Source organism: Pseudonocardia sulfidoxydans NBRC 16205, assembly GCF_007989085.1.
Lineage (GTDB): Bacteria > Actinomycetota > Actinomycetes > Mycobacteriales > Pseudonocardiaceae > Pseudonocardia > Pseudonocardia sulfidoxydans.
On sequence record NZ_BJVJ01000029.1, the window covers coordinates 1 to 20,358 of the forward strand.

Consider the following 20,358-nt stretch of genomic DNA (forward strand, 5'->3'; position numbering starts at 1 on the left):
CGTGTTCGCGGCCGTCGCCGCCCAGGGCGGTCGCGGCGCCCCAGTTCGCGGCCAGCCCGTCGCCCGACTTCCGCGCCACCCACAGGTTGACGACGGTGTCGGTCGCGGCATCGGCGATGGCGACGTGCCCGTCGGAGCCCGGCGGGATCCGCAGTGACGCTGGGACCGGCACCGTCAGCCCGGCGAGCGGGTCCGGCCCCCAGTCGGCCGACAGCGACACCGCCGACCGCGGTGTCGACGTCGTGATCTCGTCGGCATCCACGAGCGTCACGCCGAACTCGCCGGTGTTGAGGATGTGGTCGCCCGAGGCGAGCTCGGCGGTCATCGCCGAGGACTCCGGGTCGAGGGTCGCGCCGGCGGGGACGGGGTCCCACAGCCAGTCGGCCCGCGGGAAGAACGGACGCTCACAGCCGTCGTCCGGCAGTCCTCCGCCGCGCCGGTCGCCGCCGGTGACGCAGCCGTCGAGGAAGCCCGCCGACCCGGCGCCCGCCGCGGCGAGGCTCTCCCGCAACCGGACACCTGCCGCGTCGGTGGCGCGGGCCAGCACGTCGTGCAGCTCGGACGCGGTCTGCCGCCAGCCGCAGCTTGCGGCCACCCCGACAACGGCGGGGACATCGGTGGTCGCGACGGCCGGGCGCACCACGGCCGGGCCGGCGGCGACCGTGACGACGGCCAGCACGGTCGCGATGGCGGAGACGCCCATGTCAGCGACCGCCCGAGGTGTCGATCCCGGCCGTCGCCGGGAAGTCCCAGGCGAACGCGTCGCCGACGAGGGCGGCGAGCTGACGGGCCGCGGCGCGGGTGGCGGGCCGCAGAGCGTCGAGGCGGATACGACCACCCTCGGCGAGGTGCGGGTCGCGCGGGACGGCGACGACGGCGCGGCAGCGTCGTTCGAAGTGTGCCTTCAGTGCGACCGGGTCGACGCTGCGGGCCTGCCGGTCACAGCTGAGCACGACGATCGCGTCGCGGACCAGCTCGTCGAACCCGTGCGCCGACAGCGAGTCGAGCGTCCGGTCGATGTGGCCGGCCGCGTCGATGGTCGGCGCTCCGGTGACGACGAGGCTGCGCGTCGTCTCCAGCGCTCCGGCCATCGCGGAGTGGACGAGCCCGGTCCCGGAATCGGTGACGACGACGGTGAAGAACCGCACCAGCAACGCGAGGACACGGCGGTACTCGTCACGGTCGAACGCCTCCGACATCGCCGCGTCCTGGTCGGACGCCAGCACCTGCAGCCGGCCGGCGTCGTGGACGAACCGCGAGACCTCGGTGAACGACGCCGGCAGATCGGGGTCGTCGTGGTCGAGCAGCTGGCGCAGCGTGGCGGTGGCGGGGTGGCCGAGGAGCCGGTCGGCGAGGTTGCCGGCATCGGGGTTGGCGTCGAGGGCCACCACGCGGTCGGCGCGGTGCTCGGCGAGGGTGAGACCGAGCAGCGCCGACGTCGTGGTCTTGCCGACGCCGCCCTTCGTGCTCGCGACCGTGACCGTGTGCCACCCGGCGAGCGGGGTGCGGATGCGGTCGAGCAGTTCCTGTTCGGCGAGCTCCCGCGTCGACGTTCCCGGGTTGAGCCGCCCACCGCTGAGGGTGAACAGCCATCCGCGCGCCCCGCGCCGCGGAACGGGGCGGGCCCCACCGCCGTCGCGCAGATAGCCGTCGGCCACGGGCTGTGCCGCCGGGGGCACGGGCGGCGGTGCGACGACCGTCGGCGGGCCACCGACCATCACCGGCGCCGCAGGTCGTCGAGGCGGCGGACGCAGCAGGCCGGTGCGCCCGCCGGCGACGGTGGCCGGGCGCCGCAGCGGCACGACCGGCGCGGGCGACGGGATCGGCGCAGGGCCGGCGTCGTCGAGCCACGGGGTGAGGCCGGGCTCGTCGGCCCAGGAGCCGGCGGACCGGGTCATCGCTGCGATCCCCGCGCGGTGAGCGTCAGGTCGATCCGGAGCGCCCCGTCGGGCAGCCGGACGACGGGTGGAGCGACCCGCGTCCAGGTGGCCTCGGCCGGGACCCAGCCGGGGGAGGAGTCGGGCGGGCAGCAGGAAGCACCGGAGACATCGGAGCCGCAGACGGTGGGCGTCACGTCGGGGCGCGGGCCCGTCCGTCGGAACGTGCGGACCCGGGCCGTGACCTCGACGATCCTTCCACCGCACGGGGTGCGCAGGGTGCGGCCGGGCAGCACCGTCTCGACCCGCTGCCGGCCGGTTCCCGACCAGCCCAGCGTCGCGCCCGACGGATCCCGCAGCAGTGGGCGCAGGACCTCGGCGCGTCGGGCGGGGTCGTCCTCGTCCCACGACAGGAACTCGGCGACGAACCGGCCCGCGAACGCGGCCGCTTCGAGTTCGCCGACGGCGTCGGGACCGGCCGCGACATCAGTGGCGACGGCGGTGAGCGTGCGTCGTGGACGATCGCTCCCCGTCGCAGACGTGCAGAGGAGCGCGACACGCTGCGCCGGCCGTCGAGTGGCCGGGATGCGTACAACAGGTGCCGGCGGACCCGTGACGGGGACCTCGGCCTCGGACGCCACGCTCCGGGGGCGCGGCATGGGTGGGGCGGGTACGGGCGGCAGCGGGGGCGGTTCCGGCACGCCGCGGACGAACGCCGCAGGGACGGGCTCGCGCAACGGAGGCACGGACGGCCCGGGCGGCGCGCTGACTCCCGGTGCCACCGCCCACGCCGGGGCGACGGCCGTGCGCGAGGTGCCGTTCGACGATCGACCTCGACCCATCATGTCCGCCCGTCCCTCCTCGCACCGGGTGTCTCCCGAGCGACGAGGCGACTCTACAGAATCGCTCTGACAATTCTGGAGAAATCGTAGAACTCGCAGAAGATCGTCAGGACGCGTACGGTGACGTTGATCAGAGTTCGACGGCGCATCCCTGCGTGTCGACGGGTGAGGTCGACGGGACTGCAGCTACGGTTCAGAACGTCTGTCGTGTCGGGCGTCCGCACCGGCGTTCGGGAGAGGAGCCGGCGGTGGCGCTGACCTTTGCGGACCGGTTGAACATGCTGTTCGCCGCGTTCCTGCAACCACCCAACGAGGTGGGCGAACGCGAGGAATGGACGAACACGCAGGTCGTCCGTGCCATGGAGAAGCTGCACGGTCGGCCCGTGTGCACCCCGGGCCACCTGCGGTCGCTGCGCAACGGCAACCGCAGCAAGCCGTCGGCCGAGATCGCGAGCGGCCTCGCCCGTACCTTCGAGTACCTGTCCCGGGCGGAGCCCGAGCCCGGCAACGCGTCGGCGCTGGTGGCCTACCTCGTTCTCGACGCCGAGGGAGACGAGGGCGACCTCGCCGCGGTCCAGGCCGTGCACGCTCAGCTCGAGGCCGCGGTGGCCGCGCGTGACAGCAGACCGCAGGTCGTCGGGATCATGGCCCGGCTCGGTGACCTGCAGGACGCGGAGTCGCTCGACGCCGTCGCGCAGCTCGTCGATCAGCTGGGGCAGAAGGAGAAGGCCCGCCGCGGCGTGCTGCGGCGACGCCGGTGACCGCAGCGGTCGAGATCGCGATCCGCGTGATCGCGGCCGCGGTGTGGGCGACGTTCGCGATCGCGGCGCTCCGGGGACGTGTCCCCGGACGCATCCTCGCGGCGACGGCGGCACTCGCCCTCGCCCTGACGGTCCGCACGGGCGTGATCGCCGAGGCCGTCGACGTCGTCACCGGCCGCGTCGCCGTCGCCACACTGCTGTCCGACCTGCTGCTCCTCGCCGCGACGGCGCTCGTGGTCGACGCTCGACCGCGACGTCGTCGCCCGCGCCGGGCCCGCGCCGGCTCGATCGTCGCGGCTGCGGCTGCCGTCGTCATGTGCGGGGCGTGGGCCGTCGGCGCGGCGCCAGGACCGGCCACCGTCGCACCCGAGGGTCTGTCGGCGTCGTTGCTCGCGCGGCCCGGCATCGCGGTCGCGGTGCTGGTGTTCGGCCTCGCCGTCGTCGTGCCGGCCGTCGCGTTCCTGGCCGACGGACGCGCCGAGGTCGGCGACCTCGCTCCCGGCAGACGTCGTCGCGACCTCGTGGTGGTGCTCGTGCTCGGGGGAGGGGTGGTCGGCTGGGCCGCCGGCGTGGCAGCCGTGGCGGGCGTCGCACTGGTCGCACAGCCCTGGCCGGCCACACGGACGGTCGTCGACGGGGTCCTCGCGATGCTCGTGGCGGCCGGCCTCGCCGCCGCCGTCCGCGCGGTCACCCGCCGCGACGCCGAGACGCCCGAACAGCTCCGCGACGACGTCCTCGACCTGCATCGTTGGCTCCTCGACCGCACCCGCGGCACCGCGCCCGGTGACGCAACCGACGACCTGTTCGTCGCCGTCGTCGAGATCCGGGACCGAATCTGGACGCTGCAACGCTGGGTGCGGCCCGAGGAGGCCGACGCCGCGGTCCGGCTCGGTCGCGAGCTCGGGTTGGGAGCGGCGCAAGCGCGAGCGTTCGCACTGGCGGTGTGCCTGGAGATCGCGGTTGCAGGGGTCGCGGCGGACGACGAGGAGGAGGTCGACGTCGCCGACCTCAGTGCGCTCGGCGGTGCCGCGACCGAGCAGGCGGAGGTCGCGTGGCTGGCGCAGGTCCAACGCGCCCGCGTCACGCACGGCACCGCGGCCGCAGCGCGGGACCTGCTGACGGAGTTGTCCACAGGGGACGCGTCGTTCGGTTCCGCGGGGCGCCGGCACATGTGATCATGGTCGGGACCGGCGGTCACGGACATGGGAGGCGACGTTGACGGGGTCCCACCTGCGTCCCGCCGCGGCGACCGACGCCGACCTGCTCGCCTGGTGCCGACGCCGCCTGCGCACCGTACTGCCGGAGCTCCCGTCGAGCCTCGACGAGCTGCGCCGCACCATGGAGGAGATCCGCGGCCGGCGCATCGAGCTGACCATGACCGATCCCGGCCGGCTGCGGCTGCCGTCGGGGCTGTGGGGACAGGTGCGGTCGGGCGCTGCCGTCCACGACCTGGTCTGGGTGGACCGTCGGACCAGCCCGTTCGCGCGCACCGTCGTCGCCTGTCACGAGTTCGGTCACATGATCTGCGGGCACGAACCGGATCCGGTGTCGACGACCAGGCCGGAGCCCGTCAGAGCCCTGGCCGCCGACCTCGCACTCGACCCGGCACACGTCGCGGCCATCGTCGGACGTTGCGGCGAGCCCAGCGCTCCCGGGTCGCCGGAGTGGCGACGGGAACGGGAGGCCGAGCTGACCGGACGGCTGCTGGCGCAACACATCCTGGGGTCGCACGACCGGGCGTGACCCGGCCCCGGTCAGCCGCCCGACGCGCCCCGGATGAACTGGTGCATCTGGCCGCCGGGGGTGCTCATCGCCCAGTCGTAGGCCTGCTCCTGTGTCATGCCGGACCCGCCCGACGGACCGTCCGATGCCGCGGACCGGCCCGATGCACCGGACCCACCGGAGCTGCCGGTCCCGCCGGTCCCGCTGGAGCTGCCGGTCCCGCTGGAGCTGCCGGTCCCGCCGGCGCTGCCGGACCCACCGGAGCCGCTGGGCCTGCCGGACCCACTGGAGCTGCTGGACCCGTCGGAGCCGCCGGCCCCGCCGGACCGGCTGGAATCGCTCGAGCCGCTGCTGGAGCCGCGACCGGTCGCGGCGCTGCCCGAGTCCTCCGTGTCGCTCGACTCTCGGCCCGAGCCGCCGTCGCTGCGACCGGAAGAGTCGTCTCCGCCTGCGGACGAACTCTCGAGAACGGGGACCTCGACAGGCGGTCGCGCCGCGGCCACCGCCCGCGCACCACGTGAGGGCTCGCTCGGCGCCGCGCCGCTGTCGGCGAGGACCGTCGGATCGCGCCGGTCGGGGGCCGTCGCGGCGGGCGGCGGCGACTGCGGCGGGGGCGGCGGGGGCGGTGTGTGGTCACGCAGGTCGAGGACGCGGCGGGTCAGCGGCTCGGTCTGGTCGGCCGGATCGGGCACCGGGCTGCTCTCGGCCACGGCGACGCCCTCCTGCAAGCGCGTCACGTCGGCGTTGCGGGACGAGCGCTCCTCGACGAGCAGCCCGCGCCGGGCGGTCAGGGAGTCGCGGACGAACTGCTGGTCGGGGTTGAGGGCGCCACGGGGCAGGCTCGCGAGCGTCGCGTCGATCTCCGAGAGCTGCCGGTCGACCCCCGCCAGGAGCGTGCGGGCGTGAGCCAGCTGGTCCGCGGTCGCGAGTTGACCTTGCAACGCAGCCCGCTGCTGCTCGAGCAGGGTCTTGCGGGCCTGCATCGCCGCGACCTCGGTGGGGACCCGGCCGTCGTACCGCGCCGCGATCTCGTTGTCCCACACCGCTTGTGTCGTCGCGATCGACCCCAGCTGGGTGTCGATCGAGGTGAGCGCGATGCGGGCCTGGGCCTGCCAGTCGGCCCGCGCGACGACGCGGGGGACGTGATCGGGGTCGAACCAGTCGGGAAGCTCCTTGACGACGAACGTGCCGCCCGCCGCAAGGACACCCGCCGCGCCGACGATGGCGGCCAGCCGCCGGGTGCGTCGGGTCCGGGCGGCACGGGAGGCCTTCCAACGCTGGAACGCCTCGTGGTCCTCGGCGGAGACGTCGATGCGGCGCCGACGGCGGGGCTCACGTGTCGAGGGCAGGCCGGTGAGGGCATCGACGACAAGCGGGGCGCCGGGGCGGACGGCCGCCGGCCGCTCGCGCCCCGCGCCGACACCGCCGCCGACGACGGGTTCGGGTACGGCGTCGGCGACGGAGGGAGCGCCAGGCGAGTCGGCAATGAGCGCGGCGGGATCCGTCGGCTCGGCCTTCGACGACTCGACAGCGGGTGACCCAGAAGCAGACGGGCCGGAACCAGACGAGCCGGAACCAGACGAGCCGGAGCCGGACGAGCTGGAACCAGACGAGCCGGAACCAGACGCGCCCGAACCAGAGGCGCCGGCAACACGCGACTCAGCAACACGTGACTCCGCAACGCGCGACTCGGCGACACGCGACTCGGCAACCGGCGACTCGACAACCAGCGGGGACGAGTCGAGCGGGGACGCCATCGACGGCACGCCGTCCGAGGGTGTCGTGTCCGGCAGATCGGTGTCGGTCGCCGCGCCAGCCGTTGCTGCCTTCTGCGGTGACGGGCCGGCAACGGGCGCGGGAACCGGCGAACCAGCGACCGGCGACGCCGCATCGGGCACCATCAGCGGAGGCGCGACATCCGGTGCGGCGACTGTGCTTGTTGCCATCGCGGTGGCCGCTGTCCGGCCGCTCGCCCGGTGCGCCATGTGGTGGTCGGGGGTGCAGTACCGACGCGGCGGGCGACCGTCGGGCACCGCCGGAACGATCGTCGTGCACCCGGGCAACGCGCACTGTGGACGATCCACGGTCCCCACCTCGCCATTCGACGTCCTGCGGGACCTCCGGTCCCGTCACGCAGTGATCATCTTTGCGAGGAGGGGTCCTTCGCGGCAATATCGACCATTCGTTTACGAATGCGAACGAGGTGTCTGACGAGGACGCTCTGCGCCAGTCTGGACCAGAGCAGCGCCGTGATCCACTCTTTCGAACCGGCACGGCCCGCGGATCAGGGACGCGCCGCGACGATCTGCGGGATCGGTGCCGCGGACCGGGTGATTGTCGGATCGGTCGGGGAGAACGTTGCAGGACGATCGACGCGGACCGTCGATGGACGGCGGCGAGATCGTCGGGGTTGCGGTCGACGGGCGGGGAGTCGCAACCTGACCCGGACGCCCCGCGACCGAGCGGAGAGCCGTTCCGGCCTGTGCCCTGCGGATCTCATCCCGGAGCCACGAGTACACGAGATTCGAGGGCTCTCGGCGGTAGCTCGACGATCGGGCCGCCGCCGCCCCCGCCGCTGTCGGCGCTGCCGGCGTCGCCGACCGTGGTCGGGGTGCGCGGAGAGCCTGCCGGAGCGGGGTGCCGCGCGCCGGGCGGCCCGAACGTCGTCGGCCGGGCCGCCGGCACGCGCGGGTGCGTCAGACAGCGTCGGCCGACGCGTCGTCGGCCGGGGCCTCGTCACTGGCGGCCTCGTCGGCCGGGGGCTCGTCGCTGGCGGCCTCGTCACCGGCGGCCTCGTCGGAGGGGGCGGCGGCGTCGGCGGCCGGGGCGGCCGGCAGCGGCAGCGCGCCGAGGACGGTGCCGACGACGGCGTTGGGGTCGACGGGCAGCGGTACCGGAAGCTCGGGGAGGGCCGGCAGGTTGCTGGTCACGAGGCCGACGACCGCGCCCGGGTCGACGGGGAGCGCCCCGGTGACGGCGTCGAGCGGGCCGGGGGCCGGAGCCTCCTCGTCGGCGAACGCGAGGCCCGGGGTGAGGATTGCGAGGGGCAGTGCGGCGGCGCCGACCAGGGCGGTACGCGCGAACTTGCGCATGGGGAACTCCTCCTGTGTACGTCGCGCCCCCGTCCTGGTGACGGGGATCCGCGAGCGTCCCCGGGATCAACGCGCGCTCCGCAGTCGACGACGCGTTCTTGCACCGGATCGAGTGAGCAACCGATGCCCGGCCGGTCGACACGGTCTGGATCGAGTGAACTCCCAGTTACCGCGGGTCGTGACGAACAGTGATCGATCACCGGCCGGGTTGTTGACCTGTGCCGTGCCGTGCACTAGCCCGTTCGGGTGGGCGGCGGCACCGGCCGGCCCGTCGACGATCGGCGCGACCATTCGAGCCGGCCCCTCGCCGGCGGTGATGCCCACCCGGCCGTCACGCCGTCGTCAGGCCGACCCGTCGGCGCGTCAGGTCGAGCGCGATGATCCGTACCGTCACGATCTCGCCGGGCTGCGGCTCGCGCGCCCATTCGGAGATGTGCAGGATGCCGTCGACGCCGCCGCCGAGACGCACGAACGCCCCGAACGGGACGACGGACGTCACGACGCCCTCGATGGGTGCGCGCCCGCACTGGTCGGTGAGGAACTGCTGCCACGCCTGCTCGGGCGTGCTGCGATGGGGTTCGCTCACGTGATTCACCTCCTTCCCCCACGGAATCGTCGATCCGCGGTGGGCGGCGGGCCCCTGGCCCGCCCGGTGCTCACGTGCCTGCCGGGAACCCGTCTCGTGCGAGGCGCGAGGCCGACCCGGCAGTCATGTCGTCGACGGTAGCGCCAGCGACGACGTGGGCGCCGCGATCGTCCGCCGGCCACCGCCCGCGCCGTCGTGTGGTCGTGTGGTCGCCGACCACGCCTACGGCTACGCGGAGGCGCGGGCCGACGGCGTCGTCCGGCCCGTGGGCTCGTGAAGCCCGGCCTCACATCGCGCTGCAGGCGTGACGGGGTAGCGCAGGTGAGACGCCGCTCGCTACGGCCGGAGTTGTTCAGCACCCTCCCAGGCACTGCTGGGCGAGGTCGGCGCTCGCGAGGGAGACGATCCCGTCGCCCGCGACCTCACCCGTGCCATGTCTGCCTCCTCGACCCGTAGGCCTGCCGTGTGCAGGCCGTACGAGTCGTGGAATGCGTGCCGTCGTCGGAACTCATCGGTCCGGCGACGGCGATCTCGGGGAGGGAGGTCAGCGGCGGGCGCGGACCGCGGCGGCGAGGCCGTCGAGCACCGAGGCCGTGGTGTCCCAGTCCATGCAGGCGTCGGTGACGCTGCAGCCGCGGACCATGTCGGGGCCGATCTCCTGGCGTCCGGCGACGAGGAAGCTCTCCAGCATCACCCCGACGACGCCTTTCTCGCCCGCGGCGATCCGCGATGCGAGGTCGGCGGCGACGGTCGGCTGGCGGCGGTGGTCCTTGCCGGAGTTGCCGTGGCTGGCGTCGACGATGAGCCGTTCGGGCAGGCCGGCCTTGGTGAGTGTCCCCAGCGCGGCGGAGACGTGTTCGGCGGAGTAGTTGGGTCCGCCGCCGCCGCCGCGGAGGATGACGTGGCAGTCGGGGTTGCCGGTCGTCGTGATCAGTGACGCGAGACCGTCGGGGTTGATCCCCATGAACACGTGGCTCTCCGCCGACGCGCGGGCGCCGTCGACGGCGATCTGCACGTCGCCGTCGGTGGAGTTCTTGATCCCGATGGGCATGGACAGGGCGCTGCACAGCTGGCGGTGGACCTGGCTGGCGGCGGTGCGGGCGCCGATGGAGCCCCAGGAGACGAGGTCGGCGATGTACTGCGGGGTGATCGGGTCGAGGAACTCGCAGCCGACGGGCAGGCCGAGCGCGGTGATGTCGCGCAGCAGCGACCGGGCGATCCGCAGGCCCTTGTTGACCTGGAAGGTGCCGTCGAGGTCGGGGTCGTTGATGAGCCCTTTCCAGCCGACGGTGGTGCGCGGCTTCTCGAAGTAGGCCCGCATGACGACGACGAGGTCCTCGCGGAGGGTCTCGGCGTGGGCGGCGAGGAGCCGGGCGTAGTCGAGCGCGGCGTCGGCGTCGTGGATGGAGCAGGGGCCGACGACCACGACGAGGCGGTCGTCGCGGCCGGTGAGGACGTCGACGGCGGCGTCGCGCCCGTGGGTGACGGTGGCGGCGACGCCGGTGTCGACGGGTAGCTCGGACCGCAGGAGCGCGGGCGAGATGAGCGGGCTGATGCCCGCGGTGCGCTGCGCGTCCAGGTTCGGGCTGGCGAGGGTGTTCATGACGGGGGTCGTCCTCTCAGGGATCGGACCCGCCCGTCGTCACCGCGAGCCGGTCCGTCCGGCTCGGGGTGGTCGATGGTTAGCGCAGCAGATCGCCCGCCGACCCGTCCCGGGCCGGTCGCGTAAACCAGTACTGGCGCTGCACGGGCGCGACAGTAGCCGACGCGGACCTCGCACCGCCAGGGAGCATGGTCACCTCGCGCGGGTGAAGGCCGTGGTGGCGGGGTCAGCCGCCGGCCGCGGAGACGCGTGCGGAGATCTCCGCGGCCAGCGCGGTGTCCTTGGCGGTGAGGCCGCCGGCCGAGTGCGTCGACAGGCGGAAGGTCAGTGTCCGCCAACGAATGTCGATGTCGGGGTGGTGGTCGGCGCGCTCGGCGTCGTCGCCGACCTCCCCGACGACGCGGATCGCCGTCGGGAAGTCGGGCAGCTTCGCGGTGCGCACGATCGAGTCGCCGTCGCGCTCCCACCCGGGGAGGTCGGCGAGGGCCGAGGTGATGGAGGCGTCGTCGAGGAGATCGGCCATGCCCGGCAGTCTTCCGCAGCAGGGCAGCCCTGCGCAGCGGGGAAGGTGCCGAACGGCCGTGTGCCTCGATGCCGGCGCCCCGGACGGCTCACGTCAGGCGTCGCGCGTGAGCATCCGGCTCGTGGTGATCCCGCCACCGATCGCCATGTAGCACAACGCCCGCAGCGTGCTGCTGCCCAGCTCGCCCCAGGTCGTCGGGTCGCGCAGGACGTCGGCGCCTGCGGAGAAGCCCGTCGTCAACAGGTAGGGCTGCAGCCAGTCGAGCGCGGGGATCGCGCCGAGCACACCGAACACGATGAGCCCGCCCAGCACCGACGCGAGCACCACCAGCGGGTGCTCGGTGAACGCGGAGATCGCCAGCGCGACCGCGCCCACCGCGGCGAGCTGGCCGACGGTCCACAGGGCCGCGATCCCGACCCGGCCCATCGCCTCGCCGAGGCCGAGCGTCGTGCCGGACAACGTGACCAGCGTGCCGTCGGCACCGCCCACGACGACGAGCCCGGCGATCACGCCGACGACGGCGACGACCAGTGTCGCCACCACGGCCACGACGAGCACCCCGAACGCCTTCATCACGACGAGCCGGCCACGCCCCACGGGCGCGAGCAGCAGGCCACGCAACGTGCCGTGCGCGGCTTCGCCCGCGATCGCGTCGGCCGCCGCCATCGCGACGGCGAGCGGCAGCAGCAGCGCCAGCATCAACGTCATCGCCGCGACGGGCAGCACGAGCCCGTTGCCCGCGATCGCGCCGATCAGCCCGCCACCGCTGCGGTCGGCGACGACGACACCGACCGCGATCAGGATCGGGACCAGCGCGAACAGCCCGAGCATGACGAGGGTGCGCGGGCGGCGCAGCACCCAGCGCAGCTCGGCGCCGAGCAGCCGGCCCATGGGCGCGGACCTGCGGTGGGGCGTCGTGGCGCTCTCGACCAACGTCATGGCGACTCCTCGGTCAGGCGCGCGAACAGCTCCTCGAGCCGGGCCCGGCGGCGGCGCGCCTCGTGCACCGCCACACCCGCCCGGACCAGCAGCGCGACGACCTCCGGCGCGGGTGGGCCGCCGTCGGCGACGACGATCCCGTCGCCCTCCCGGAACGCCGTCGCACCGATACCGCGCAACGACTCCAGCGCGGTGTCGACGTCGGGTGTGGTGACGACGAGCCCGCCGGTCCCGGCCTCCAGCAGCGCGCTCAGCTCACCCGAGGCCACCAGGGTGCCCGACTGCAGCACCGCGACGTGCGTGCACGTCGCCTCCACCTCGGCCAGCAGGTGCGACGACACCAGCACGGTCGCGCCGCCCGCGTGCAGCTCGGCGACGATCCGGCGGACGTCGCGGGTGCCGGCGGGGTCGAGGCCGTTGGTGGGCTCGTCGAGCACCACCAGCCTGCGCGGCACCAGCAACGCCGCCGCCAGGCCGAGCCGTTGCTTCATGCCGAGGGAGTAGCCGCGGAAGCGGCGGTCGGCGGCGTCGGCCAGCCCCACGCGCTCCAGGGCGGTACCGACGGCCTCGCGGATCTGGCTTGTCGCCAGCAGCGGCTCGGTCGCGGCGACCCGGCGCAGGTTCTCCCGCCCCGACAGGAACGGGTGGAACCCCGGCCCCTCGACGAGCGCGCCGACGTGCGGCAGCGCCTGCTCGGCCGCATCCGGCACCGCGTGGCCCAGCAGCTCCGCGGTGCCGGACGTGGGGCGGGTCAGCCCGAGGAGCATCCGGATCAGCGTGGTCTTGCCGGACCCGTTGGGGCCCAACATGCCCAGTACCGAACCGGTGGGCACCTCGAGGTCGATCCCGTCGACGGCGACGGTCCTGCCGAACACCTTCCGCACCCCGCGGACGGCGGCCGCGGGAGGTGCAACCCGGGCCGCCGTGCGCTCGTCGGTGGATGCGGTCACTGTGGAGTCGTCACTGGGACAGGGCCTCGGTCAGCACCTGGGCGGGCACCGCGCCCGCGGCGACCCGGCCGTCGGAGGTGATGATGGCCGTCGCCACCGCGGTGTCGATCTCGCGGCCGCTGCCCCACGGGCCGCTGACCTCCTTGCCGATCGACGAGAGATCGGGAGCGCCGTCACGACCACCCTGCTGCTGCGCGTCGGCGGGCGGCATCGTCGCGATCACGACGGTGTCCCAGCCGTCGCCGACGACCTTCGGCTCCGGACGCTGCGGCTTCTGCGCGTCACCGGGGCGATCGGGCGCCTCGGTCACCGTCGCGCCGGGCGGCGGGGTGAACGTGAACATGCCGGGATCCTGGGCCCCGAACTCCAGCTCGGTGAAACCGACCTGCAACGCCGGGTCCGACGAACCGTTGGCCAGCACCGTCAGCCGCAGCGGGAGCCGCTTCTCCGAGTCGACCGCCACCCGCACCTCGCGCAGCAGCGTCCGCTCCGTCGGCAGGGGACGCAGCACCAGCTCGTAGGCCGGGCGGCCCGCCACCTCGGCGGTGCCGTCGACCGCGACCGTGCTCGTCGCCCGCAGGTCCGCGACCGCCTTCTGCGCCGCAGCGGCCGGGTCGGTCACGTCGGCCTGCGGCGGCTTCTGTTCGGTGCCGACGGCCTTCTTCGTGACGGTCTTGTCGGCGGAGTCCCACGCCCACACGGTCGTGCCGTCGTCGACGATCGTCTTCTCGCCCTGCCCGCTCGGCACCGACAGCCGGCCCTTGCCGGCGCCGTCGGACCACACCTGCGCGGTCGACGTCCCGTTCGCGGCCTGCGGCACACCCGGGATCGCGGGCAGCCCCAACGCGTTGTCTAGGGTCACGGTGGCGTGCAACGGACCCGGGTCCTTCGCCTCGACCACCGACGTCACCAGATCCTCCGCGCTCACCGGCGGCAGCTCCGGCGCCGCACCCGCGCCGGCCGGGACGGCCAACAGGCCCAGCCCCACCGCCCCCGCGACGGCGACCCCCATGCCGACCCGTGCCCAGCCACGTCGTGATGCCATGCGCTCAGCCTGACGTATCGGCCCTGAGAAGCCACTGAGTGCGCTGAGAAGCCCCTGAGCCCACTGTCGGTGCGGACCAGTAGCGTCCGGCGCGATGGCGAGAGTGCTGGTGGTCGACGACGAGCCCGGGGTGCGCACGGCGCTGCACCGCGGGCTCACCGCCGAGGGCATGGAGGTCGTGTCCGTCGGCGACGGCCAGTCCGCCCTGCGCGCCGCGCTGACCGGCAGTTTCGACGCCGTCGTCCTCGACATCATCCTTCCCGGCCTCTCCGGCTACCGGGTCCTCGAACACATGCGCGCCGCCGGCGTCGACACCCCCGTCCTGCTGGTGTCGGCCAAGGACGGGGAGATCGACCAGGCCGACGGGCTCGACCTCGGCGCCGACGGCTACCTGATCAAACCCTTCTCGTTCGTCGTGCTCGTCGCGCAGCTCAAAGCCATGCTCCGCCGTCGCGACGCCACCCTCGGCCGCACCGGGCAGCGGGTCCGCCTCGGCGGGCTCGTCGTCGACCCCGCCGCCCGCAGCGCCTCCTACGAGGGCAACGCCATGGAGCTGTCGCCGCGGGAGTTCGCGCTGCTGCACGCGCTCGCCAGCCGGCCCGACACCGCCGTCGCCAAGGACGAGCTGCTGCGGCTGGTGTGGGGCGACGCGCAGGCCGCGAGCCGCAACGTCGTCGAGGTCTACGTCGGATACCTGCGACGCAAGCTCGAGGCCGTCGGCGCCGGGCACCTGCTGCGCACCGTCCGCGGCTTCGGCTACCTGGTCGGTTCCGGGACGTGACCCGCCTGCTCCGCTGGTGGTCGCGGCGTTCGCTGCGGTTCCGGATCACCCTCGTCGTCGGGGTCGTGGCCGTCGTCGCGCTGGTCCTGCTGTCGCGGCTCGGCGCCGGACTCGTCGCGTCCACACTGACCGGAGCGGCCGACGCCGAGCTGCGTGTCCAGGCCACCTCGGTCGCCGGGGACCTGCGCACCGACGGAGCCGCCGTCGGCGGCCCGGCCGTCCGGGTCGTCGACACCGCGGGCGACCCCGTCGACGGGCGTGGGCCACTCCCGTTGCGCGACAGCGAGATCCGCCGCCTCGCCAGCGGCACCGCCATCACCACGTTCGCCGGCGGCGAGTTCCGCCGCTGGCTCGCCGTCCCCGCCGTGGTGCCCGACGGGTCGACGCGGCTCGTCGTCGCCGGCGGCACCCTCGTCGGCGGTGCCACCCTGCTCGCCCGCGCGGCCGTCGGGTTCCTGCTCGCCGCCCTCGCCGTCGCCGCCGTCATCGCCCTCGCCGCGTGGGCCGCCACCCGCGCCGCGCTCCGCCCCGTCGACCGCATGCGCGCCTCCGCCGCCGCCCTCCCACCCGGCGAACGGCTCCCGCTGCCCGAGTCCCGCGACGAGCTCCGCTCCCTCGCCGAGGAGATCAACGGGCTGCTCGCCCGCCGCGACGACGCCGTCGCCCGCCTCGAACGTTTCACCGGCGACGCCGCCCACGAGCTCCGCTCCCCGGTCGCGTCCATCCGCGCCCAGGCCGAGGTCGCCGTCGCCCACCCCGACCCGGCACTGTCCGACGACACGTTGCGCGCCATCGCCGGAGAAGCCGAACGGCTGACGACGATGCTGTCCGACCTGCTCGCCCTGGCCCGCGCCGACGCCGGCCGCCGACCCGCCCCCGAACCCGTCGACCTCGTCGCCGCCGTCCGGGCCGCGACATCTCGGCTCGCCGAGTCCGACTCCACCCCGGTCGTGGAAGTCGTCGCGCCCGCCCCCGCGTCGGTCGCGGCCGGCCCCGGTGAGGTCGCGCTCGTCCTCGACAACCTCCTCGGCAACGCCGTCCGCTACGCCCGCACCGTCGTCCGCGTCGCCGTCCTGCCCGCCGGACGCACCGTGAGGCTGCTCGTCGACGACGACGGCCCCGGCGTCCCCGCCGCCGACCGCGCCCGCATCTTCGACAGATTCACCCGCCTCGCCCCCGAACACGCAGGCGACGGCGGCGGCGCCGGGCTCGGCCTCGCCCTCGTCGACGGGCTCGTCCGCGCCCGCGGCGGCACCGTCACCGCGGGCGCCGCACCCGACGGCGGCGCCCGGCTGGAGGTGCGCTGGCCCGCCGCCGGGTGACCTTTGCGACGATCTGCGCGTGCCCGCCGAACGCCTCTCCTACGTCGTCACGGCCGGACCCCGCACCGTCGCCGGACTGCTCCGCGACTCGACCGTCTCCGCCGCCGCCCTCGGCGCCGCAGGCCACCGCTTCGCCACCGACGCACGGCTTCTCGCGCCCGGCGACCACGTCCGCCTCGGCGTCCGGGGCGTCCCGTGGCTGCCGGTCCGGCTCCCCGCGGTCACCGTCGTCGACGAGGTCTCACCCACCCGCATCTCCACGTCCCTGCTCCGCGGCCCCCTCCACGCACTGACCCACGTCACCGATCTTGTCGACGTCCCCGCAGGCACCCGGGTCACCGACACCCTCACCTGGCGCGCGCCCCTCGGCCTGCTCGGCGACCCCCTCGTCGTCCGGCCCCTCCTGCGCGGCGTCCTCACCGCCAGGGCCGCGGGTCTGACGTCGGCGGTCGCCGGTGCCGCGGACGCCCGGGTCGTCGTCGCCACCGCCCTGATCGACGACGGCCGCCTCCTCGCCGCCCGACGCACCCGCCCGGAAGCGCTCGCCGGGCGATGGGAACTGCCCGGTGGGAGCGTCGAGGCCGGGGAGGACGAGGCCGACGCAGTCGTGCGGGAGTGCAAGGAGGAGCTCGGCGCCGACGTCGAACCCTGCGGCAGGCTCGGCACCGACCTCCCCATCGACGCCGGCCTCCTCCGTGTCCACCTCGCCCGCCTGCGCCCCGGCTCCGCCCCGCCCCAGCCCCTGGACCACTCGGCCCTTCGCTGGGTGTCGGCCTCCGAGCTCGACGCCCTGCCCTGGGTCGACGCCGACCGCGCCGTCCTCCACGACCTGAGAGCAGCCCTGCCCTGAGAACGGTCCACCCGAGCCCGGGCCCGACCCGGGTGGGAGGACAGGCCCGGGTGATCGCCGTTCCTGGCGCTCAGGCGACGTAGGTGTCGCTTCAGCGCCAGGTCCGGTGATCATGCCGACAGGCCCCCCGGGTTCAGCGATCACCAGGTCGGGGCCCGCCCTCGGCGCAGCCGGCACCCGGTGACGAGCCGTCGGGCGACACACCCCGCGCGCAACCTCACTGCTGCCCTAGCGGCGCGGGATAGCAGTGAGGTTGCGCGCGGGTTCTTGCTCGCCCGCGGCCCACCCGGTCGTTTGCGGCTGCGACCGATCCTGGGCGGGGTGGAACCGGGCGGGGGTGCGAGGCGTCGGAGCGGCATGTGTCTCGACGACGTGCTCGCCACGCAGGCCGGGGTCGTGTCCCGGGTCCAGGCCCTGGAGTCGGGGCTGACCCCGCAGGAGGTCGACCGGCGGGTCGCCCGGAGGCGGTGGCATCCCGTGCACCCGCGGGTCTATCTGGTCGGCGACGCCCCACGTACCGACGAGGCCCGGGTGTGGGCCGCGGTGCTGTGGGCGGGGGAGGGGGCGGTGCTGTCGGGGGTCGCGGCGGCGTGGTGGCTGGGGTTGCCGGTGCGGGCGCCGTCGACGATCGCGGTGACGGTGCCGCGTCGGCGCGCAGTGGGGCGGCGGCCGGGGGTGGTGGTGCGGCGGCGGACGTTGCCGGTCGCTGATCTCGGCGAGCATCGGGGCCTGCCCGTCACGGCGCTCCCGTTGACCGTGCTGGAGACCGCGTCGGAGATCGGTGTCGCGTTCCTGGACGCGGTGCCGGCGAGGACGGTGCCGCGGGAGGAGGTCGTGGCGGCTTCCGAGCGTGCCGGGGTGGGGGAGCGGTTGCTCGCGGAGGCGGCGGAGCGGGCGGAGCTGCGGGCGCGGTTGCGGCTGGCGGGGATGCTGCGGCGGGCGGGGGTGCCGGCGCACGTCGTGCCGGGGCGGAAGGCCGTGGTCTGTCCGGTCCACCGCGTCCTGGTGTGCGGCAGCGGGGAGCCGGCGCCGCGGGGCTGGGCGACCGTCGTCGGCACGGGGGAGGACGCCGAGGTCGTCGCGATGGTGCGGGAGAGGGCCTGGATCGCGGGGTGATTCCGATCACCGGGGTGAGACGCTGGGGGAGTCGGCGCGCACAGCGTCGCGAGAGCGGTTCCGGCGAGGCGCGGCGCGCGCGGGCGCCGCGGCGGGGAGGAGGGGGCGGGCAGGCGAAACCGCTGGTCGGGACTAGTACACGCGCGCCAGCTTGACGGCCTTCTTGAGTGCTTTGCCGCTCAGCTCGTCGGCCGCCATGCGGTGCAGGCGCTGCGCGACGACCGGGCAGTTGCGGCACCGTTTGGGTTTCGAACGGCAGCACTTCTTCTTCACTTTGCCCATCGCCAGGCGAGCCTAACCTCACGCCGGGGGAAGGGCCAGGGTCGCGCCGGGATACCGTGAAGTGTGAGCACAGCTGGGACCACCCTCGACGCTGCACCGGCGACCGCGGACCGCGGCCTGCCGGATTCGCGCGGAGGGCTGCGCAACATCGCCATCGTGGCGCACGTCGACCACGGCAAGACGACGCTCGTCGACGCCATGTTGCGCGCGTCCGGTGCCTTCGGTGAGCGCGCGGAGCTCGTCGACCGGGTGATGGACTCCGGTGATCTCGAGCGCGAGAAGGGCATCACCATTCTCGCGAAGAACACGACGGTCAACTGGCACGGCACCACGATCAACGTCATCGACACCCCCGGGCACGCGGACTTCGGTGGCGAGGTGGAGCGCGGTCTGTCGATGGTCGACGGTGTCGCCCTGCTCGTCGACGCGTCCGAGGGCCCGCTGCCCCAGACCCGTTTCGTCCTGCGCAAGACCCTCGCGGCCGGCCTGCCGGTGCTGCTGGTCGTCAACAAGACCGACCGGCCCGACGCCCGGATCGAGGAGGTCGTCGACGAGTCGCTGGAGCTGCTGCTCGAGCTGGCCGACGAGCTGGAGCTCGGCGAGGACCAGACGGCGCACCTGCTCGACCTGCCGGTCGTGTACGCGTCGGGGCGGGCCGGTCGCGCGAGCCGCAGCCGCCCGGCCGACGGCGAGATGCCCGACTCCCCGGACCTGCAGCCGCTGTTCGACGTGCTGCTCGAGACCGTCCCGCCGCCCGCGGACGACCCGACCGCGCCGCTGCAGGCGCACGTCACCAACCTCGACGCGACGAACTTCCTCGGTCGTATCGCGCTGTGCCGCATCCGGGCGGGCGAGATCCGCCGCGGTCAGCAGGTCGCGTGGATGCAGGACGGCGGCAAGGTCACCCGCGTCAAGATCACGGAGCTGCTGCGCACCGAGGCGCTGACCCGGGTGCAGGCCGACGTCGCCTACGCGGGCGACATCGTGGCCGTCGCGGGCATCCCGGACGTGATGATCGGCGACACGCTGGCCGATCCGGAGAACCCGGTCGCGCTGGAGCGTATCCACGTCGACGAGCCGGCGATCTCGATGACGATCGGCATCAACACGTCGCCGCTGGTGGGTCGTGACCCGCACCCGGGCCAGAAGCTGACGGCCCGGCAGGTGAAGAGCCGGCTGGACTCGGAGCTGGTCGGCAACGTGTCGCTGCGCGTGCTGCCCACCGAGCGACCCGACACCTGGGAGGTGCAGGGCCGTGGCGAGCTGGCGCTCGCCATCCTCGTGGAGACGATGCGCCGCGAGGGTTTCGAGCTGACCGTCGGCAAGCCGGAGGTCGTCACCAAGGTGATCGACGGCAAGCTGCACGAGCCGTTCGAGCAGCTCTCGATCGACGTGCCGACCGACAGCCTCGGCGCGGTGACGCAGCTGCTCGCGGCCCGCAAGGGCGACATGAGCCAGATGGTGCACGGGGAGAACCGGGTCCGGCTGGACTTCCGAGTTCCGAGCCGGGGCCTGATCGGCTTCCGCACGGAGTTCCTGACGATCACGCGCGGCGCGGGCATCGCGAGCCACGTGTTCGACGGCTACGGACCGTGGGTCGGCGAGATCTCCAGCCGCCTGCGCGGTTCGCTGATCGCCGACCGGTCCGGCCCGGTGACGGCCTACGCGGTCGATGCGCTGGCCGACCGTGGTGTGCTGTTCGTCGGCCCGGGCACCCAGGTCTACGACGGCATGGTCATCGGTGAGTACACCCGCAACGAGGACCTCGAGGTCAACATCGTGCGGGAGAAGAAGCTCACGAACATGCGCAAGTCGACCGGTGACGAGCTGGTGAAGCTCACGCCGCCGACGATCCTGACACTGGAGCAGTCGCTGGAGTTCTGCGCCAACGACGAGTGCGTCGAGGTGACCCCGGAGAACGTCCGCATCCGGAAGGCGGAGCTGGACTCGCACCTGCGGGGCCGGGCGCGCGCCCGCGCCAAGGCAGCGGCCGCCAACTGACCCGCCGCACCGGCCTCCGGTCCCGATGCGACGATGGTCGCGGGGGTCGGAGGACTCGGGCGCAGG

The 20,358-nt window shown here is 74.3% G+C and carries 20 protein-coding genes and 1 pseudogene; 9 read left to right on the plus strand and 12 right to left on the minus strand.

The window, feature by feature from the left end; all coding sequences use genetic code 11:
* From PSU4_RS15380 to PSU4_RS15390, 3 genes and pseudogenes are all read right to left on the minus strand, one after another.
* Positions 1-703 (minus strand): annotated as a pseudogene (locus tag PSU4_RS15380) (hypothetical protein); the annotation flags it as partial.
* Between the two features lies 1 nt (position 704).
* Positions 705-1,898, minus strand: coding sequence for a MinD/ParA family ATP-binding protein (locus tag PSU4_RS15385; RefSeq protein WP_147108492.1), 1,194 nt, complete (start codon positions 1,896-1,898; stop codon positions 705-707).
* Complete coding sequence (locus PSU4_RS15390) at positions 1,895-2,536, minus strand: hypothetical protein (protein WP_186816971.1); 642 nt, start codon at positions 2,534-2,536, stop codon at positions 1,895-1,897. Before PSU4_RS15390 ends, PSU4_RS15385 begins: the two co-directional genes overlap by 4 nt.
* Before the next feature lie 431 nt (positions 2,537-2,967).
* On the opposite strand from PSU4_RS15390, the gene PSU4_RS15395 reads away from it, so the two are divergent.
* Genes PSU4_RS15395 through PSU4_RS15405 form a run of 3 tightly spaced genes read left to right on the plus strand, consistent with a single transcriptional unit; the run spans position 2,968 to position 5,223 of the window.
* Complete coding sequence (locus PSU4_RS15395; RefSeq protein ID WP_186816972.1) at positions 2,968-3,480, plus strand: hypothetical protein; 513 nt, start codon at positions 2,968-2,970, stop codon at positions 3,478-3,480.
* Positions 3,477-4,655: a DUF6545 domain-containing protein gene (locus PSU4_RS15400; protein ID WP_147108495.1), complete on the plus strand. Its 1,179-nt coding sequence runs from the start codon at positions 3,477-3,479 to the stop codon at positions 4,653-4,655. Before PSU4_RS15395 ends, PSU4_RS15400 begins: the two co-directional genes overlap by 4 nt.
* A gap of 40 nt (positions 4,656-4,695) precedes the next feature.
* Positions 4,696-5,223: a hypothetical protein gene (locus PSU4_RS15405; RefSeq protein ID WP_147108498.1), complete on the plus strand. Its 528-nt coding sequence runs from the start codon at positions 4,696-4,698 to the stop codon at positions 5,221-5,223.
* 11 nt (positions 5,224-5,234) lie between these two features.
* On the opposite strand, the gene PSU4_RS31860 is transcribed toward PSU4_RS15405, so the two are convergent.
* The 3 genes from PSU4_RS31860 to PSU4_RS15420 all read right to left on the minus strand — a co-directional run bounded on the left by PSU4_RS31860 (position 5,235) and on the right by PSU4_RS15420 (position 8,880).
* Entirely contained in the window at positions 5,235-6,959 is a 1,725-nt protein-coding gene (locus tag PSU4_RS31860) for a hypothetical protein (protein ID WP_222596270.1), read from the minus strand.
* A 939-nt stretch (positions 6,960-7,898) separates the two neighbouring features.
* Positions 7,899-8,294, minus strand: coding sequence for a hypothetical protein (locus PSU4_RS15415; RefSeq protein ID WP_147108501.1), 396 nt, complete (start codon positions 8,292-8,294; stop codon positions 7,899-7,901).
* A 331-nt stretch (positions 8,295-8,625) separates the two neighbouring features.
* Positions 8,626-8,880 carry a S1 RNA-binding domain-containing protein gene (locus PSU4_RS15420; protein ID WP_186816973.1) on the minus strand — a complete coding sequence of 85 codons (255 nt, stop codon included), beginning with the start codon at positions 8,878-8,880 and terminating at the stop codon, positions 8,626-8,628.
* 154 nt (positions 8,881-9,034) lie between these two features.
* On the opposite strand from PSU4_RS15420, the gene PSU4_RS32785 reads away from it, so the two are divergent.
* The gene (locus tag PSU4_RS32785; protein ID WP_281290686.1) at positions 9,035-9,157 is read left to right on the plus strand and encodes a hypothetical protein; all 123 of its coding nucleotides are present in this window, start codon (positions 9,035-9,037) and stop codon (positions 9,155-9,157) included.
* 267 nt (positions 9,158-9,424) lie between these two features.
* On the opposite strand, the gene PSU4_RS15425 is transcribed toward PSU4_RS32785, so the two are convergent.
* From PSU4_RS15425 to PSU4_RS15445, 5 genes are all read right to left on the minus strand, one after another.
* Positions 9,425-10,483 carry a 3-deoxy-7-phosphoheptulonate synthase gene (locus PSU4_RS15425; protein WP_147108507.1) on the minus strand — a complete coding sequence of 353 codons (1,059 nt, stop codon included), beginning with the start codon at positions 10,481-10,483 and terminating at the stop codon, positions 9,425-9,427.
* A gap of 226 nt (positions 10,484-10,709) precedes the next feature.
* Positions 10,710-11,006 carry a 4a-hydroxytetrahydrobiopterin dehydratase gene (locus PSU4_RS15430; RefSeq protein WP_147108510.1) on the minus strand — a complete coding sequence of 99 codons (297 nt, stop codon included), beginning with the start codon at positions 11,004-11,006 and terminating at the stop codon, positions 10,710-10,712.
* A 93-nt stretch (positions 11,007-11,099) separates the two neighbouring features.
* Positions 11,100-11,945: an ABC transporter permease subunit gene (locus PSU4_RS15435; RefSeq protein ID WP_147108513.1), complete on the minus strand. Its 846-nt coding sequence runs from the start codon at positions 11,943-11,945 to the stop codon at positions 11,100-11,102.
* Positions 11,942-12,895: an ABC transporter ATP-binding protein gene (locus PSU4_RS15440; RefSeq protein ID WP_147108516.1), complete on the minus strand. Its 954-nt coding sequence runs from the start codon at positions 12,893-12,895 to the stop codon at positions 11,942-11,944. The genes PSU4_RS15435 and PSU4_RS15440 overlap by 4 nt, the downstream gene beginning before the upstream one ends.
* 10 nt (positions 12,896-12,905) lie before the next feature.
* Positions 12,906-13,940 carry a LolA family protein gene (locus PSU4_RS15445; RefSeq protein WP_147108519.1) on the minus strand — a complete coding sequence of 345 codons (1,035 nt, stop codon included), beginning with the start codon at positions 13,938-13,940 and terminating at the stop codon, positions 12,906-12,908.
* A 94-nt stretch (positions 13,941-14,034) separates the two neighbouring features.
* On the opposite strand from PSU4_RS15445, the gene PSU4_RS15450 reads away from it, so the two are divergent.
* The 4 genes from PSU4_RS15450 to PSU4_RS31320 all read left to right on the plus strand — a co-directional run bounded on the left by PSU4_RS15450 (position 14,035) and on the right by PSU4_RS31320 (position 18,009).
* Entirely contained in the window at positions 14,035-14,721 is a 687-nt protein-coding gene (locus PSU4_RS15450; protein WP_147108522.1) for a response regulator transcription factor, read from the plus strand.
* Positions 14,718-16,043 carry a sensor histidine kinase gene (locus PSU4_RS15455; RefSeq protein WP_147108525.1) on the plus strand — a complete coding sequence of 442 codons (1,326 nt, stop codon included), beginning with the start codon at positions 14,718-14,720 and terminating at the stop codon, positions 16,041-16,043. Before PSU4_RS15450 ends, PSU4_RS15455 begins: the two co-directional genes overlap by 4 nt.
* A gap of 19 nt (positions 16,044-16,062) precedes the next feature.
* Positions 16,063-16,893: an NUDIX domain-containing protein gene (locus PSU4_RS32380; protein ID WP_246115137.1), complete on the plus strand. Its 831-nt coding sequence runs from the start codon at positions 16,063-16,065 to the stop codon at positions 16,891-16,893.
* A gap of 357 nt (positions 16,894-17,250) precedes the next feature.
* The gene (locus tag PSU4_RS31320; protein WP_186816974.1) at positions 17,251-18,009 is read left to right on the plus strand and encodes a type IV toxin-antitoxin system AbiEi family antitoxin; all 759 of its coding nucleotides are present in this window, start codon (positions 17,251-17,253) and stop codon (positions 18,007-18,009) included.
* Between the two features lie 132 nt (positions 18,010-18,141).
* Here the strand turns inward: PSU4_RS31320 and PSU4_RS31325 are convergent, their stop codons facing one another.
* Positions 18,142-18,291 (minus strand): hypothetical protein, encoded by a 150-nt coding sequence (locus tag PSU4_RS31325; protein ID WP_186816975.1) that lies wholly within the window; start codon positions 18,289-18,291, stop codon positions 18,142-18,144.
* A gap of 63 nt (positions 18,292-18,354) precedes the next feature.
* Here PSU4_RS31325 and typA point away from each other — a divergent pair, with 63 nt between their 5' ends.
* Positions 18,355-20,292: a translational GTPase TypA gene (gene typA / locus PSU4_RS15470; RefSeq protein WP_147108528.1), complete on the plus strand. Its 1,938-nt coding sequence runs from the start codon at positions 18,355-18,357 to the stop codon at positions 20,290-20,292.
* The last annotated feature ends 66 nt before the right edge of the window (positions 20,293-20,358 follow it).